The organism is Mesorhizobium sp. LEGMi-168a (genome assembly GCF_058312955.1).
Genome location: NZ_JBZEGV010000003.1, coordinates 249,810 through 266,002, shown reverse-complemented (window position 1 = coordinate 266,002; position 16,193 = coordinate 249,810). Strand labels below are relative to the sequence as shown.

At 65.3% G+C, this 16,193-nt stretch carries 15 protein-coding genes; 10 read left to right on the top strand and 5 right to left on the bottom strand.

What is annotated here, in order from left to right; translation table 11 throughout:
- Positions 1–3 precede the first annotated feature (3 nt).
- Positions 4–906, top strand: a complete 903-nt coding sequence (locus tag AC4FWB_RS06850) for a LysR family transcriptional regulator (protein WP_491025130.1) — start codon at positions 4–6, stop codon at positions 904–906.
- A gap of 28 nt (positions 907–934) precedes the next feature.
- Here the strand turns inward: AC4FWB_RS06850 and AC4FWB_RS06845 are convergent, their stop codons facing one another.
- The 3 genes from AC4FWB_RS06845 to AC4FWB_RS06835 are packed head-to-tail and all read right to left on the bottom strand — an operon-like array spanning position 935 to position 5,131.
- Positions 935–2,425 (bottom strand): aldehyde dehydrogenase, encoded by a 1,491-nt coding sequence (locus AC4FWB_RS06845; protein ID WP_491025128.1) that lies wholly within the window; start codon positions 2,423–2,425, stop codon positions 935–937.
- A gap of 2 nt (positions 2,426–2,427) precedes the next feature.
- Positions 2,428–3,615, bottom strand: coding sequence for a cytochrome P450 (locus AC4FWB_RS06840; protein ID WP_491025126.1), 1,188 nt, complete (start codon positions 3,613–3,615; stop codon positions 2,428–2,430).
- Positions 3,616–3,673: 58 nt separating this feature from the next.
- A complete protein-coding gene (locus AC4FWB_RS06835; RefSeq protein WP_491025124.1) occupies positions 3,674–5,131 on the bottom strand; it encodes an APC family permease in 1,458 nt (485 codons plus the stop codon).
- A 167-nt stretch (positions 5,132–5,298) separates the two neighbouring features.
- Between AC4FWB_RS06835 and AC4FWB_RS06830 the strand changes: the two genes are divergently transcribed.
- The 4 genes from AC4FWB_RS06830 to AC4FWB_RS06815 are packed head-to-tail and all read left to right on the top strand — an operon-like array spanning position 5,299 to position 9,390.
- Positions 5,299–6,069, top strand: a complete 771-nt coding sequence (locus AC4FWB_RS06830; protein WP_491025123.1) for an IclR family transcriptional regulator — start codon at positions 5,299–5,301, stop codon at positions 6,067–6,069.
- Positions 6,070–6,099: 30 nt separating this feature from the next.
- On the top strand, positions 6,100–7,350 hold the full coding sequence (locus AC4FWB_RS06825; protein ID WP_491025121.1) for a Tm-1-like ATP-binding domain-containing protein: 1,251 nt from the start codon (positions 6,100–6,102) through the stop codon (positions 7,348–7,350).
- Positions 7,347–8,012: an HAD-IA family hydrolase gene (locus AC4FWB_RS06820; RefSeq protein ID WP_491025120.1), complete on the top strand. Its 666-nt coding sequence runs from the start codon at positions 7,347–7,349 to the stop codon at positions 8,010–8,012. The genes AC4FWB_RS06825 and AC4FWB_RS06820 overlap by 4 nt, the downstream gene beginning before the upstream one ends.
- Before the next feature lie 22 nt (positions 8,013–8,034).
- Positions 8,035–9,390: an aminotransferase class III-fold pyridoxal phosphate-dependent enzyme gene (locus AC4FWB_RS06815; protein WP_491025118.1), complete on the top strand. Its 1,356-nt coding sequence runs from the start codon at positions 8,035–8,037 to the stop codon at positions 9,388–9,390.
- A gap of 77 nt (positions 9,391–9,467) precedes the next feature.
- Here the strand turns inward: AC4FWB_RS06815 and AC4FWB_RS06810 are convergent, their stop codons facing one another.
- Entirely contained in the window at positions 9,468–10,337 is an 870-nt protein-coding gene (locus tag AC4FWB_RS06810; protein WP_491025116.1) for a helix-turn-helix domain-containing protein, read from the bottom strand.
- A 93-nt stretch (positions 10,338–10,430) separates the two neighbouring features.
- Between AC4FWB_RS06810 and AC4FWB_RS06805 the strand changes: the two genes are divergently transcribed.
- Both AC4FWB_RS06805 and AC4FWB_RS06800 read left to right on the top strand, forming a co-directional pair.
- Positions 10,431–11,975, top strand: a complete 1,545-nt coding sequence (locus tag AC4FWB_RS06805) for a 4-hydroxyphenylacetate 3-hydroxylase N-terminal domain-containing protein (RefSeq protein ID WP_491025260.1) — start codon at positions 10,431–10,433, stop codon at positions 11,973–11,975.
- Between the two features lie 23 nt (positions 11,976–11,998).
- Positions 11,999–12,508 carry a flavin reductase gene (locus AC4FWB_RS06800; RefSeq protein WP_491025114.1) on the top strand — a complete coding sequence of 170 codons (510 nt, stop codon included), beginning with the start codon at positions 11,999–12,001 and terminating at the stop codon, positions 12,506–12,508.
- A 5-nt stretch (positions 12,509–12,513) separates the two neighbouring features.
- On the opposite strand, the gene hpaR is transcribed toward AC4FWB_RS06800, so the two are convergent.
- Positions 12,514–12,918, bottom strand: coding sequence for a homoprotocatechuate degradation operon regulator HpaR (gene hpaR, locus AC4FWB_RS06795; protein WP_491025112.1), 405 nt, complete (start codon positions 12,916–12,918; stop codon positions 12,514–12,516).
- Positions 12,919–13,141: 223 nt separating this feature from the next.
- Between hpaR and AC4FWB_RS06790 the strand changes: the two genes are divergently transcribed.
- Genes AC4FWB_RS06790 through hpaD form a run of 3 tightly spaced genes read left to right on the top strand, consistent with a single transcriptional unit; the run spans position 13,142 to position 16,078 of the window.
- Positions 13,142–13,528, top strand: a complete 387-nt coding sequence (locus AC4FWB_RS06790) for a 5-carboxymethyl-2-hydroxymuconate Delta-isomerase (protein ID WP_491025110.1) — start codon at positions 13,142–13,144, stop codon at positions 13,526–13,528.
- A 38-nt stretch (positions 13,529–13,566) separates the two neighbouring features.
- Entirely contained in the window at positions 13,567–15,084 is a 1,518-nt protein-coding gene (hpaE, locus tag AC4FWB_RS06785) for a 5-carboxymethyl-2-hydroxymuconate semialdehyde dehydrogenase (RefSeq protein ID WP_491025108.1), read from the top strand.
- A gap of 13 nt (positions 15,085–15,097) precedes the next feature.
- On the top strand, positions 15,098–16,078 hold the full coding sequence (hpaD, locus tag AC4FWB_RS06780; protein WP_491025106.1) for a 3,4-dihydroxyphenylacetate 2,3-dioxygenase: 981 nt from the start codon (positions 15,098–15,100) through the stop codon (positions 16,076–16,078).
- The last annotated feature ends 115 nt before the right edge of the window (positions 16,079–16,193 follow it).

Here is a 16,193-nt window from a genome sequence, read left to right as displayed (position 1 = left end):
AATATGGATCGCCTCGAAAGCATGGAAGTGTTCGTGAAGGCCGTCGACCTCGGCTCGTTCGCGGCCGCCGGGGCGGCACTCGACCTGTCGGGCCCGATGGTCGGCAAGCATGTCCGGTTCCTGGAGGAGCGGCTGGGCGTGCGCCTCATCAACCGCACGACGCGCCGGCAGAGCCTGACCGATTTCGGGCGCGCCTATTACGAACGCTGCCGGATCGTGCTGGCGGAAGCGCAAGCCGCCGATGCGCTGGCGGCCGACCAGTTGTCCGAGCCGCGCGGAAAACTGCGCGTGACGATGCCGGCGCATTTCGGCCGCCACTGCGTCACGCCGATCCTGCTCGCGCTTGCCCGCTACTATCCGACACTGGAGCTCGACCTGTCGCTCAGCGACCGTTTCGCCGATCTCGTCGAGGACGGTTTTGACCTGGCGATCCGCACTGGAACGCTGGAGGACAGGGCCGGTATCATCGCGCGGCGCGTCGCGCGCCAGCGCATGATCGTCTGCGCTTCGCCGTCCTATATCGAGAGGTTCGGCCGGCCGCTGCGGCTCGAAGACATCGCCGGCCACCAGGCGATCGTCTACCGGCGGCTCGGCCAGGCGCTGCAGCCATGGCTGTTCCCGCGCGACGACGGCTCCGTCATGGAGGTCGCGCCGACCGGCCGGCTGCGGCTCGACGACCTCGACGCCATCGCCGATGCGGCGACCGACGGCATGGGCCTGGTCTGGCTTCCGTATTGGCTGGTGCGCGGGCGTGTCGAAGACGGCAGGCTCATCCGGCTGCTGCCCGACCAGCCCGACTATCTCTATGACTGCCACGCGCTCTGGCTGCAGACGCCGCATCTGCCGCTGAAAGTGCGGCTGGCCGTCGACGCGCTGGCGGCGGGGCTGCCGCGAATGATGTCGTAGCGGCATCAGGCCGACCCGCCGCGAAGGGTCAAGCGAGACTGATCCACGCCGTCTTCAGGTCGGTGTATTTTTCGATCGCGTGAAGGGACTTGTCGCGGCCGAAGCCGGACTGCTTGACGCCGCCGAGCGGCACGGTGATGTCGGCGCCGCCATAGGTGTTGACGTGGACGACACCGGCATTGACGGCGCGGACCATGCGGTGGGCGGTAGACAGGTTCGAGGTCCATACGGCCGACGCAAGACCGTAGACGGTCGCGTTGGCGAGGCGCACCGCCTCTTCCTCGCTCTCGAAGCGCATGACGCCGAGCACCGGCCCGAACACCTCCTCGCGGGTGAGTTGCATGGTCTCCGTCACATTCTCGAAAATGGTCGGCGCCATGTAGCTGCCGCCGGTCTCGGCCAGGATGCGTTCGCCGCCGGTGACGAGGCGGGCGCCCTCCTCCGCGGCCTTCGCAACGAAGCCGAGATTCTTGGTCAGCTGCTCGGCGCTCGAGACCGCGCCGATGTCACTTGAGAGATCGAGCGGATCGCCCACCTTCAGCTTCGTGGTCGCATTGAGAAGCTCGTCCATGAAGCGGTCGTAGATCGAGGACTGGACCAGCAGGCGCGAGCCCGCGACGCAGACCTGCCCGGAATTGCGGAAGATGCCGTTGGCGGAGACAACCGCTGCCTGCTTCAGGTCGGGCGCGTCGGCAAAGACGATGTTGGGCGACTTGCCGCCAAGCTCGAGGAAGACGCGCTTCAGGTTGGAGCGCGCGGAATATTCAAGCAGGCGGCGGCCAACCGGTCCGGAGCCGGTGAAGGCGACGGCGTCGACATCCATATGCAGGCCGAGCGCCTCGCCGGCGACCGAACCGCGGCCGGTGACGACGTTGAAGACGCCTTCGGGCAGTCCGGCTTCGGCTGCAAGCTCCGCCAGCCGCAGCAGCGTCAGCGAGGCGATCTCCGGCGGCTTGACGACGATCGTATTGCCGGCGGCTAGAGCCGGCGCGATCTTCCAGGCGCCGATCATCAGCGGAAAGTTCCACGGCACGATGACGCCGACGACGCCGAGCGGCTCCTTGTGGATCAGGCCGAGCACATTGTCGGGCGTCGGCGCAATCTCGCCATAGACCTTGTCGATCGCCTCGGCGTAGTAGCGGATGGTACCGGCCGCCGAGAGCGGCTCAGCCTTGTAGGCCATGCTGATTTCGGTGCCGTTGTCGCGCACGCCGAGCACGGCGAGTTCGTCGACATGCTTCTCGACCAGCTCGGCGAATTTCGTCAGCACCTTCTTGCGAAAGGCAGGGGCCGCGCGCGACCAGGAGCCTTTCGCGAACGCCTTGCGCGCCGACGCCACCGCGCGGTCGACATCGGCAGCGCCGCCGTCGGCGATGCTGGCGAAGGGGCGGCCGTCGATCGGCGAGATCACCGGCAGGCTGGCGCCGCTTTGCGCGTCCACCTGGGTTCCATCGATGAACAGATGCCGCGCGCCGACATCGACCTTGCGCAGCGTGTCGATGGTATCCTGGCTGATCATCGTCAATTGGCTCCAAGGGTTACGTGAAGCGTCGCCGGCGCGCGGAACTCCCAACCGCGGAAGACCGGCTCCTTGCCCGGCACCAGCCGCAGATCTGGAAAGCGCTCCAGCAGCAAGCGTACCGCAAGGCACATCTGCTCGCGCGCGAAGAAGCGACCCGAACAGAAATGATGGCCGAAACCGAAGGCGGCGTGGTTGCCCTCGTCGCGCCCGATATCGAACCGGTCGGGATCGCTGAAGCGGCTCTCGTCGCGGCTGGCCGAGGAGACGAGTGCGGCGACCGGCGCGCCGGCGGGAATGGTGACGTCGCCAAGCTCGACGGGCCGGGTCGTCTGGCGCGTCTGCGTGCCGATCGGCGCTACCCAGCGCAGGCCCTCGTCGACAGCCTTCGGCACGAAGGTCTCCAGATCGTCGAGCACCCGGCGCAGCTGTTCGGGATGGGTGAGCAGGCCGACAAGAATGGAGCCGGCGCCGTGGCCGGGCTCCTGCATGCCGCCGAGCAGGATGACCTTGATGGTCGGCATCAGGAAATCGATGGAGCGGGTCGAGCCCTCCGGCATGCCGTCATGCAGCATGTGCGACAAGGCCGAGTCGTCTGGCTCGCGGGTGAGCCGCTCCAGCGTCGGCCGGACGGCGGCGCCGACCTCGGCGCTGATTGCGTCGGCGATTTCCTGCCGCTTCGGATCGTTCTCGAAATTGATAGCGCCTTGGGCGAGGCCATAAAACCAGCGCCGCAAGGTCGGCATGTCGACATCGGCAAGCCCGAGCGAGCGCGCCAGGCTCAGCGTCGACACCGGCTCGAAATAGTCGGCCATCAACTCGGCCGAGCCGTGTTCGGCGATCCTGTCGAGATAGGGTTCGGCGATCGACCGCACAAGCTCGCCTGCATAGGAGGCGACGGTGCGCGGCCGGTATTTCGGATCGACGCCCAGGCGAAGCTGTTTGTGCACCTCGCCGTCGGTGGTCAGGATGGTCGGCTTGCCGAAGGAGCGCTCGACCGGCGAGGTGCCGACGACCGCGGAAAAAATGTCGGGCGATTTCGCGACGCTCTCGACGTCCTTCCAGCGGGTGACGAACCAGAGATTGACCGCCGGCACGAAGACGACCGGGGCACTGCGCCTCAGCTCGGCGTAGATCGGATAAGGATCGGCCTCCAGCGCTTCGACCGTGATGCTCTCGGCAAAGCTCATGCCGCTGCTCCCATTACGTTGAGAAGGGGCGGCGCAAGCGCCGCCCCTTCTCTGCCCATCAATCCTTCAGCGGTTTGCCAAGGCTTTCGAAGGCGGCCGGATCGCGGCTTCGCAGAGCGCTCGCCAGCAGCAGGCCGACCACGGCGGCGATCAGCACCAGCGCCGGCAGGAACACGCCGAGGAAGCCGGCGGCGCCCGACAGGCTGCCGAAATTGATGACGATCAGATAGATGATGATGACGAAGGCGATGAAGGTGAGCCCCGGCAGGATGGCGGTCTTCAGCGCATTCTCCTGAGCGGACGGATTGGCGCGGAAGTACATCACCACCGCAAGCGAGGCCACCGCCATCATCACAATGACGCCGAGCGTGGCGACATTGGTGAGCCACGAGAACAGCGCCAGCACCGGATCGAGGCCCAGCACGGCGAAGAGCCCGACGACTATTGCCGCAAGCACGGTCTGGATGACCGAGGCGACATGCGGGCTCTGATGCGCCGAATGCGTGACGCCGATCGTCTGCGGCAGGAGTTTTTCGCGGCCGGCGACGTAGATGTAGCGGGCGACCGCATTGTGGAACGCCAGCACCCCGGCGAACAGGCTGGAGACGAACAGGATACTCATGGCGTGGGTGAGCAGCGTTCCGGCATAGCGGTCCGACAGGCCGAACAGGAAGGTGGTCGGATCCTGGAGGCCCTGCAGCGACGGCAGCAGCTTGTCGACGCCGGCGCCGACCGCCATCAGCCAGGCGGTGATCATGTAGAAGAGGCCGATCAGGATGACGGAGAAATAGGTGGCGCGCGGAATGGTGACCTTGGGGTCGCGCGCCTCTTCGGCATAGATCGTCGTCGCCTCGAAGCCGATGAAGGCGGCAAAGCAGAACAGGATGGCGATCGCCGGCGCGCCGCTGGTGATCTGGCTCCAGCTGAAGGGTGCCGCCGACAGACCGCTGTCGCCGCCGGTCTTGAGGATCGCCAGGTCGAGGATCAGCACCACGACGTATTCGGCAAGCACCAATACGGTCAGGATCTTGGCCGACAGGTCGACCTGGCGGTAGCCGAGCACGGCGACGATGGCAATGGCGATGAAGCTCCACACCCACCAGGGCAGCGTGATGCCCCATCCGGCGAAAAGCCCGGCGGTGGCGGCGCCGAGAAGGCCCATGACGCCGATCTGCATGGCATTGTAGGACAGGATTGCGATCAGCGCGGTGGCGCCACCCGTCAGACCGCCGAGCCCACGCGCCGCATAAGCATAGAAGGCGCCGGCATTGCCGATGTGGCGCGACATCGCCACGTAGCCTACCGCGAACAGGAGCAGCAGAAGCGTGACGATCAGATAGGTGCCGGCAAAACCGGCGCCGTTGCCCATGAGCATGCCGAGCGGCGTGCCGCCGGCGACTGCCGTGAGCGGGGCGGCCGCCGAGATCACCATGAAAGTGATGGCGCCGACGCCGAGGCTGTTCTTCCTCAGCCGGTTCACTTCGCCGGCTTCAAGTGTCGTCATTTTTCCCTCCATTCCGCGCTGCGGAAACCAAGTGTCCCTGAGATGCCGAGGGCCTTCTGGCGGGCCCGATGATCATTTCATTATTTGCAACGGCATTTCGATATTAGACTTGCAAAGGAATCGACTTGCTGTCAAGTTAATTCGCACGTTAAGTATCTGATGGAGGATCTGAGACGGCGATGAGCACGGTGGGCAAAGCCATTTCGCTGCTGGAAATGCTGGGCAGCGGCGCGCCCGAGACAGCGCTTGCCGACCTCGCCAAGGGAGCAGGCTTCGACAAGGCGACGACGCGCCGCCTGCTGGTTTCGCTCATTGCGCATGGGCTGGTGGAACAGGACGAAACCACGCGTCTCTACCGGCTGGGCGCCGGCATCGCGCGGCTGGCGCTGATGCGCGAGGCGCAGTTTCCGTTCCTGCGCATGGCGGCGCCGGTGGTCGAGGCGCTGGCGGCAGAGACCGGCGAGACCGTGCATCTCTCCGAATACTCAAAGCGCGGCCTGATCACCGTCCAGGTCATCGAATCCGACAAGGCCAACCGGGTCAGTGTGCAGCTCGGCGACATGCTGCCGATGCATGCGACGGCGTCGGGCATCGCATTCCTCGCCTTCACCGAAGAACGCATCCGCGAAGCCATTCTCGCCGGACCGCTGCCGGCATTCACCCCCTTTACGATCGGCGACGTGGAAACACTCGCCGAGCATGTTGCGGCGGCCCGCGCCCGCGGCCACTCGACCGGCTCGCAAGGGTTCGAGGAAGGCGTGCTCAGCGTCGCCGCTCCCATCCTCGGCGCCGACGGCTTCGCCATCGGCACCATCGCCATCGCCGCGCCCAGGGTGCGGATCCACAAGGGCGATATCGAACGCCACGGCGCCAGCGTCGCGGCGGCGGCGCACGGCATCAGCGAGCGGCTTTTCGGACGGCAGGGCCTGCCGGGCCGCAAGCGCGCATAACAACAACGACACACTGCACGGAGACTGATTGTGGAGGAGACACGCCGAATCCTGGTTATCGGCACCGGCGATACCAAGGCCGACGAGCTTCTGTTCATGCGCGAGCGCATCGAAGCCGTCGGCGGCGTCGCCGTGATGATGGACGTCAGCGTGCTGGGCGACCCGCCCTACAGGCCGGAGCATGACCGGCATGCCGTGGGGCGCGCGGCCGACACGACGATCGAGGCGATCATCGCCAGCGGCGACGAGAATTCGGCGATGACGTTGATGGCCCGCGGCGCATCGCGGCTTGCCCGCTCGCTGCACGACAAGGGCGAGATCGACGGCGTCATCGCGCTCGGCGGCTCGATGGGCACCGACCTCGCGCTCGACGTCGCACTGGCGCTGCCGCTCGGCGTGCCGAAATTCGTCGTCTCGACGATCGCCTACTCGCATCTGCTGCCACCGGAGCGCATCGCCACCGACCTGATGATGATCCTGTGGGCTGGCGGCCTCTATGGGCTGAACAGCGCCTGCAAGGCGGTGCTGTCACAGGCTTGCGGCGCCGTGGTGGGCGCCGCGCGCGCCGTCGTCAAACCTGGCGAGGCGAAACCACGGATCGGCATGAGCTCGCTGGGAAAAAGCTGCCTGCAATATATGGTGACGCTGAAGCCGGAGCTGGAAAAGCGTGGCTACGAGGTCATCGTTTTTCACACCACGGGCATGGGCGGACGGGCGCTGGAGGCGATCGCGGCGCAGAAGGGTTTCGTCGCGGTCATGGATTTCAGCCTGCAGGAGCTCGCCAACCAGCTCACCGGCTCTGTGGTGAACTCGGGCGCCGACCGGCTGGAGAATGCCGGCCGGCAAGGCATCCCGCAGATCGTCGCGCCCGGCGCCATCGACATGGTGGATTTCCCGACCTGGCAGGCGGTGCCGTCGCGCTTCACCGAGCGGCCCTACCACGCGCATAACCGGCTGCTTGCCTCCGTCACCTCGGACAGCGCGACACGCCAGGAAATCGCGCGCGCCATCGGCGGGAAACTCGCCGCCGCGACCGGCCCGACCGCCTTCATCCTGCCGGCCGGCGGCATCCAGCAATGGGATCAGGAAGGCGAGCCGCTCTATGAGCCGGAGGCGCTTTCGGCCTTCGTCGAGGAGATGCGCGCAAGCGTTCCGAAGAATGCCGAGCTGCACGAGATCGTCGGGCATATCAACGACGCCGCCTTTAGCGCCAAGGCGCTGGAGATCTTCGACCGCTGGGTGGCCGAGGGCATCGTTCCGCCCGGCAGGCGCGCGGCATGAGCGGGGTGAAGCAACAAGCGCTGGTGCTCGATTTCGGCGGCGTCGTCACCCGCACGCTGTTCGAGACGCATGCTCTGACCGAGCAGGCGCTCGGGCTCAAGCCCGGCACGCTCGACTGGCGCGGGCCGTTCGATCCCGCCTCCGATGCGCTGTGGCGCTCGATGCAGGCCGACGAGATCAGCGAGCGCGATTATTGGAGGACGCGCACGCGCGAGGTCGGGCGGCTGGTCGGCCAGGACTGGCAGGACATGTCGACGTTCGTGCAGCGGGCGCGCGGCGCCGAACCGCAGGCCGTGATCCGGCCCGAGGCCGAGCAGGCGATCCGTATCGCGCACGAAGCCGGCGTTAAGCTCGCTATCCTCTCCAACGAGCTCGACCTGTTCTACGGCAAGTTCTTTCGCGAACGGCTGCCGCTGCTTGCGCTGTTCGAGACGATCGTCGACGCCACCTATACCAAGGTGCTCAAGCCCGATCCTCACGCCTATGCGATGGTCGGAGAGGCGCTAAGACTTCCGCTCGAAGCCTGTGTCTTCGTCGACGACCAGAAGCGCAATGTCGACGGCGCAATCGCCGCCGGCATGCTTGCCGTTCATTTCGACGTCGCAGAGCCGGCGCGAAGCTATGCCGAGGCGCTGGGCCATTTCGGCCTGACGCTCTCCTGATTGGAAACTGGAGTTCCTCCCGATGCGTGACATCAATTTCCTCGCCGAGAACAACGCCAAGCCGATCTGGCATCCGATGGCGCATCCGGCCGAAATGCGGGCGAGCCCGCCGAAGATCATCATGAAGGGCGACGGCGTCTCGGTGACCGATGCCGAAGGCCGCACCGTGCTCGACGCGGTCGGCGGCCTGTGGAACGTCAACCTCGGCTACAGCTGCGATCCGATCAAAAAGGCGATGACCGCGCAGCTCGACGCCCTGCCCTACTATTCCGGCTTTCGCGGCACCTCGACCGGACCGTCGATCGAGCTCGCCTATGAGCTCACCGAATGGTTCGCGCCGGAAGGCATGGTGCGCGCCTTCTTCACCTCGGGGGGCTCGGATTCGGTCGAGACGGCGCTCAGGCTCGCGCGGCAATATTGGAAGATCCGCGGCCAGGGTGACCGCACCAAATTCCTGGCACTGAAAAAGGGCTATCACGGCACGCATTTCGGCGGCGCCTCGGTCAACGGCAACGCCAATTTCCGCCGCAACTACGAGCCGCTGCTGCCCGGCGTCTTCCACACGCCGGCACCGTGGACTTACCGCAATCCGTTCGACGAAACGGACTCCGCGAAGCTTGCAAAACTCTGCGCGCGGGCGATCGAGGACGAGATCGCCTTCCAGGGCGCCGACACCATCGCCGCCTTCATCATGGAACCGGTGCTCGGCGCCGGCGGCGTCATCGTCCCGCATGAGAGCTTCATGCCGATGGTGCGGGCGATCTGCGACCGCCACGACATCCTGCTGATCGCCGACGAGGTAGTGACCGGCTTCGGCCGCACCGGCGCCTGGGCGGGCTCGCGGCTCTCCGGCGTGAAGCCGGATTTCATGACCATCGCCAAGGCGATCACCTCGGGCTATTTCCCGCTCGGCGCGACCTTGATCGGCGCCAAAGTCGCCGACGTCTTCGAGGCCGACAAGACGAGCTTCGGCTCGATCGGCCATGGCTACACTTATTCCGGTCACCCTGTCGGCTGCGCGGCGGGGCTTGCGGCGCTCGCCGAAACGAAACGACTGGCCGTCAATGAGAATGCCGCCGCGCGGGGTATCGAGCTCGGCAAGGCGCTGGAAGCGCTGAAGGCGAAGCATCAGCTCGTCGGCGACGTCCGCTACCAGGGCCTGATGGCGGCACTCGAGCTGGTCTCGGACCGCGGAGCGAAGAAGCCCGCCGACAAGAAGACGATGGCCGCCGTCGCGGACGGTGCCTATGGCGCGGGCGTCATGTTGCGTGTCTCCGGCAACAACATCATCCTGTCGCCGCCGCTGGTGATCTCAGCCGCAAACGTGGCGAAGATTGCGGAGGGGCTGGATGCGGGGCTGGTGGCTGCGGCGGCGTGAGTAGTGAGTAGTGAGTAGTGAGTAGTGATCAATTCTGGTTCGAACGTTTGTTCAACCCTCGCATCGTTCACTACCTACTACTCACTACTCACTCTTTGTCTCCGCCACGCCGCCGGCGACAAGCCAACGGCCTGACGGAAGAAGCGCGAGAAGTAAGCGGGATCGTTGAAGCCGGTTTCGTAAGCGATGTCCTCGACCGTGCGTATGGTGAAGAGCAGCAGGCGCTTCGCCTCGACCAGCCGCCTTTCGCCGATTGCCTGGCGCACGCCCGATCCCAGCACCTGATGCGCCGCCTTGTCGAGCAGATGGCGCGTGGTGCCGAGTTCCTCGACATAGCGCTCGACCGGCCAGTCGTCGCGGAAGTGCCCGTCGATCAGCCGCCTGAGCCTCCCGCCCAGCGCCACCGCGGCCGGCACCATCACCGCATGCGATTGCGCGTCGAGCCGGGCGATGCCGGACAGCGCGACAGCAACCAGCGGCGGTAGGATTTTTTCCATGCCTGACTGCGCCTCTGCATATTCGGCCTGGATCATTCCGATCGTATCCGCGAGCCTCTGCCAAAGTGCGGCCTCGCCGCGTCCGGTGACGAAGACGGGCTGGTCGAGCGGCAGCGCCGAATGCTCCGCGATCGCTGCGAGCGCTGCATCCGCGACCGAGACGACGGTGGCGTCCGTGCCGGGCTCGATATCGAAACCATGCACCACGCCGCTCGGCATGAAGCTCACCGTCGGTGCCGAAAAACTCCAGGTTTTGTCCTCGATCCGGTAGACGCCTTGCCCGCTCGTCCAGAAGGTGATCTGCGCCATTTGCGGATGCTTGTGCGCCATAACCCGACCGCGATGCACGGAAGCACGGGCCTGGACGGTCTCGACATGCAGGAAACCGATGTCGAGCGCTCGCGCGGGCTCGCCGTAGACGAAGAATTCCGGAATGGCGGTCTGGCTCATGTTTGCCGGAAAAAGTCCAAGCGGTTTTGCGCTTTCGTCCATAAACCATTAGGTCGCCTCCCGCTACTCTCTACAGATCAAGGGAGGATCATGATGCGATCGGAAGATTTCCGGGCCGACAAGTCGCGGCCGTTCACGGGCGCCGAATATCTCGACAGCCTGCGCGACGGGCGCGAGGTCTATATCAACGGCGATCGGGTGGCCGACGTCACCAGCCATCCGGCGATGCGCAATTCGGTGCGCTCGCTGGCGCGCCTCTACGATGCGCTGCACGATCCAAACCAGCAGCCGGTGCTCACCTCGCCCACCGACACCGGTTCGGGCGGCTACACCCACAAATATTTCCGCGTCGCGCATTCCCCCGCCGAGCTTGCCGCGCAGCAGGGCGCGATCGCGCATTGGGCGCGCATGACCTATGGCTGGATGGGCCGCACCGCCGACTACAAGGCGGCGCTGATGAACACGCTCGGCGCCAATGCCGAATGGTACGGGCCGTTCAAGGACAATGCGCGCGCCTGGCACAGCAGAGCGCAGGAAGCGGTCCTGTTCATGAACCATGCCATCGTCAATCCGCCGATCGACCGTCACAAGCCGGCCGAGCAGGTGAAGGACGTGTTCGTGCATATCACCAAGGAGAACGACGCCGGCATCTGGGTATCCGGCGCCAAGGTGGTGGCGACGTCGTCGGCGCTCACCCATTACAATTTCCTGGCGCAGAGCTCGGCGACGGTCACCGAGGACCCGTCACTGTCGGTGATGTTCATCGTGCCGATGAACGCGCCGGGCATAAAGATGTTCTGCCGCGTCTCCTACGAGCAGACGGCGAACAGCGTCGGCCATCCCTTCGACTATCCGCTATCGTCGCGCTTCGACGAGAACGACGCGATCCTGGTGCTCGACAATGTCTTCATCCCCTGGGAAGACGTGCTGGTGCTGCGCGACGCGCAAAAAATCCTGTCCTTCCATCCGGCCTCGGGCTTCATGCATGGCTACTGCTTCCAGGGCTGCACGCGCTTTGCCGTCAAGCTCGACTTCCTTGCCGGCCTGCTCGCCAAGGCGCTGAGGGCAACCGGCGGCGATGCCTTCCGCGGCAATCAGGCAGCACTCGGCGAGGTGATTGCGCTGCGCCACATGTTCTGGAGTTTTTCCAACGCGATGGCGCACAACCCGATCCCATGGGCCAACGGCGCGGTGCTGCCCAATCTCGAGGCCGCGCTCGCCTATCGCACCTTCATGTCCGAGGCCTATCCACGCGTCATCGACACGGTGCGCCGGGTGATCGCTTCGGGCCTGATCTATCTCCCGTCCTCGGCGCGCGATTTCGACAATCCGGAGATCGACGGCTATCTCGCGCAATATGTGCGCGGCTCCAACGACATGGGCCATGTCGAGCGCATCAAGATCATGAAGCTGTTGTGGGACGCGACCGGCACCGAATTTGGTGGCCGCCACGCGCTCTACGAACTCAACTATGCCGGCGCACCGGAAGAGGTGCGGCTGCAGGTGCTGAAGGGTGCCGAGCGCGGCGGGCGGCTGAAGCAGATGGAAGAGCTGGTCGACGCCTGCATGGCCGACTATGACGAAAAGGGCTGGACCGGCGACACCTGGCTGCCGCCGCTCGCCGCCCAGGCCAACTGACGGAGCCGGCGATGGAAGCGGCCATGGAAACGCAAGTCTCGAGGCTGGAATTCCGCGAGGCGATGGCGCGGGTCTGCGCGCCGGTCAACATCGTCACCACCGACGGTTCGGCGGGGCGCGGCGGCTTCACCGCGACAGCCATGTGCAGTGTTTCCGACGACCCGCCGACGCTGCTCGTTTGCATGAACGAGAGCTCGGCGCAGACCGGCATGTTCCTTGCCAACCAGCGTTTCTGCGTCAACGTGCTGACCCAATCGCACATGCATCTGGCGGGAAAGTTCGCCGGCGCGATCCGCGACATGGCCGAGCGCTACAATGCGGCTAGATGGCAGACCATGCCGTCCGGCATGCCGGCGCTGCTCGATGCCATCGTCAGCTTCGATTGCGAGATCGGCGCGGTGAACAAGGTCGGCACGCACAATGTGATGTTCGGCCGCGTCGTCGACATCCGCCACGGCAGCGACGAGGCGGCGCTGCTCTATGTCGGGCGAAACTACATGCAGCCGAGCGCGCTGGGGAGTTTCGGTGGCTAACCGGGTCAGTCCGGCACTGACTCCGACTGGATCAGACTTTCCAGCATGTCGAGCAGGCGCTCGTGCTCTTCGGCGCCGTAGCGCTTTTCGATGGCGTCGTAGATGGCGGTGCGCTCGGGCGCCAGCTCCTCGATCAGCGCCACGCCGGCCGGGCTGATGGCGAGCAGTGCGCGGCGGCCATCATCCTTGACCTTGTTGCGGGTGATGAACTCGCGCTCCTCCATCGCCTTGATGATGCGGGTGAGGCTGGGCGGCAGGATCGAGGCGCGGTTGGCGAGCTCGGTCGCCTCCAGCGGCCCGGTTTCGGCCAGCACGCGCAGCACGCGCCATTGCTGCTCGGTGATGTCGTGGCGGGCAAGCATCGGCCGGAAATGCGCCATGATCACCTCGCGGGCGCGAAGCAAAGCCATCGGCAGCGAACGGCGAGTGCTGGGCGGTAGCAAAATCAGGTCTCCGAAAAATCCAATCCAGTACGACTCGCGGCAAATATTAAGGCTCGGGTCGCAGCTATATCCGCGATTTTGCCGGGAGCGGCAATCCCACCCCCGGAAGCTGCATTGGCCTAGAGAACGACGCTTGACATTCGGTCGTCAAGATGTAATTCACATGTTAACTACAGGCGGGAGGAAACCCTTGCCACACATGGCGATCGAATATTCGGCGAATCTCGACGCGAAGGTCGACATGACCGAACTCTGCGCGCTGGTTTCACGCACCATCCTCGAAACCGGACTGTTCGAGCCGGGCGCGGTGAGAGTGCGGGCCTTCCGCGCCGAGGCCTATGCGATAGCCGACCTGCTGCCCGAGAACGGCTTCATCGACATGAATTTCCGCATCGGCAAGGGCCGCAGCGCCGAGGAGAAGAAGCGCGCCGGCGAGGCGATCTTCGCGGCCGTCACGGACCATCTGGCAACGCTGTTTGCGGCGCCGCATTTCGCGCTGTCGCTCGAGATCCGCGAGATCGACGCAGAGCTGAGCTGGAAGAAGAACGCCATCCACCCGCGACTCCGTAGCAAGTAAACGGGCGCGGCAACTAATCTAGAACAGGAAAGAAATCCATGGCGGCTTTGGACGACAATCTGAGGAAGGCCGAAGCCTATCTCGAACGCTTCCGAAAGGACGGCGTGCTCAACCAGATCGGCGGCGAGGCCGTGCCCGCGGCGGATGGCTCGACGTATGAGACCATCTCGCCCGTGGATCTAAAGCCGATCGCCAAGGTGGCGCGCGGCAAGGCCGCCGACATCGACCGCGCCGCCAAGGCGGCGAAGGCCGCTTTCCGTGACTGGGCGGCGATATCCGGCGACGCACGCAAGAAGCTGCTGCACAAAATCGCCGACGCCATCGTCGCGCGCGCCGAAGAGATCGCCTTCGTCGAATGCATGGACACCGGCCAGTCGCTGAAGTTCATGGCCAAGGCGGCGCTGCGCGGCGCCGAGAACTTCCGTTTCTATGCCGACCGCGCGCCGGAAGCCCGCGACGGCCGCTCGCTCAGGGCGCCGAACCAGCTCAATTTGACGACGCGCGTGCCGATCGGGCCGGTCGGCGTGATCACGCCGTGGAACACGCCTTTCATGCTGTCGACCTGGAAGATCGCGCCGGCTTTAGCCGCCGGCTGCACCATCGTCCACAAGCCGGCGGAGCTCTCGCCGCTGACCGCCCGGCTGCTGGTCGAGATCGCCGAGGAAGCGGGTCTCCCCAAGGGCGTTTGGAACCTCGTCAACGGTTTTGGCGAGGACGCAGGCCGGGCGCTGACCGAGCATCCCGATATCAAGGCGATCGGCTTCGTCGGCGAGAGCCGCACCGGCTCGATGATCATGAAACAGGGCGCGGAAACGCTGAAGCGCGTGCATTTCGAGCTCGGCGGCAAGAACCCGGTCATCGTCTTCGCCGACGCCGACCTGGAGCGCGCCGCGGACGCCGCCGTCTTCATGATCTATTCGCTGAACGGCGAGCGCTGCACCTCATCCTCCCGCCTCTTGGTCGAGGCCTCCGTCCACGACAAGTTTACCGATCTGGTGGCGGAGAAAGCCAAGCGCATCAGGATCGGCCATCCGCTCGATCCCGAAACCGTGGTCGGGCCGCTGATCCACCCGGTGCATGAGGAAAAAGTGCTGTCCTATATCGAGATCGGCAAGTCGGAAGGCGCGGTGGTTGCCGCTGGCGGCGGCAAGTTCGCCGGCCCGGGCGGCGGCTGCTATGTCAGCCCGACCCTGTTCGTCGGCGCCACCAACAAGATGCGCATCGCCCAGGAGGAGATCTTCGGGCCGGTGCTGACCGCCATTCCGTTCAAGGACGAGGCCGAGGCGCTGGCTTTGGCCAACGACACGCAATACGGCCTCACGGGTTATCTCTGGACCTCGGACGTCACCCGCGCCTTGCGCTTCACCGACGCGCTCGACGCCGGCATGATCTGGGTGAACTCGGAGAATGTGCGCCACCTGCCGACGCCGTTCGGCGGCGTCAAGAGCTCGGGCATCGGCCGCGACGGCGGCGACTGGTCGTTCGACTTCTATATGGAAACCAAGAACATCGCGTTCGCCACGGCGCCGCATTCGATCCAGAAGCTCGGCGGCTGACCGGAGACACCCAATGGCCCTGCCCCAACCCAACCTCTATCCTGCCTTCAACATCGTGCGGCTCTCCCATGTCGAGCTCGCCGTCACCGACCTTGCGAAATCCCGCGCCTTCTATGTCGACACGCTCGGCCTGCAGGTGACCGACGAGACCAGCGGCGCCATCTACCTGCGCGCGCTGGAGGAACGCGGCCACCACTGCATCGTGCTGCGCAAGGCGACCACGCCGGAAGCGCGCGACCTCGGCTTCAAGGTTTTTTCCGACGAGGACCTCGACAAGGCGGCGCATTTCTTTGCGGCCAAGGGCCTGCCGGTGGAATGGGTCGAGCGGCCCTACCAGTCGCGCACCTTCCGCACGCGCGATCCGCATGGCATTCCGCTCGAATTCTATTCGAAGATGGACCGGCTGCCGCCGATCCACCAGAGATACGCGCTCTACAAAGGCGTGAAGCCACTGCGCATCGACCACTTCAACTGCTTCTCGCCGAATGTCGATGAATCGGTAGCCTTCTACAACGAGCTTGGCTTCCGCGTGACTGAATACACCGAGGATGCCGAAACCGGAAAACTGTGGGCGGCCTGGACGCATCGCAAGGGCGGCGTGCACGACATCGCCTTCACCAACGGCTTCGGTCCCCGCCTCCACCACGTCGCCTTCTGGGTGCCGACGCCGCTCAACATCATCGACCTGCTCGACCTGATGGCGACCACCGGCTGGCTGCCGAACATCGAGCGCGGCCCCGGACGGCACGGCATCTCCAACGCCTTCTTCCTCTACGTCCGCGACCCCGACAACCATCGCATCGAGATCTACTGCTCGGACTACCAGACGGTCGACCCCGATCTCGAGCCGATCAAGTGGGACCTCAAGGACCCGCAGCGCCAGACGTTGTGGGGCGCGCCGGCGCCGAAGAGCTGGTTCGAGGAGGGCAGCCTGTTTGCTGGGGTGGAGCCGCGCCAGTCGGATCTCGCGGCCTCGCCGATTATTGCGCCGTAGCTATTCGATGATGGCGTACCTTCAGATGACAGCGTTCCTTCGCGCCCCCCTCTGTCCTGCCGGACATCTTCCCCACTTGGGGGGAGATTGGATGTCACTCCCGCCTTCGCCAATT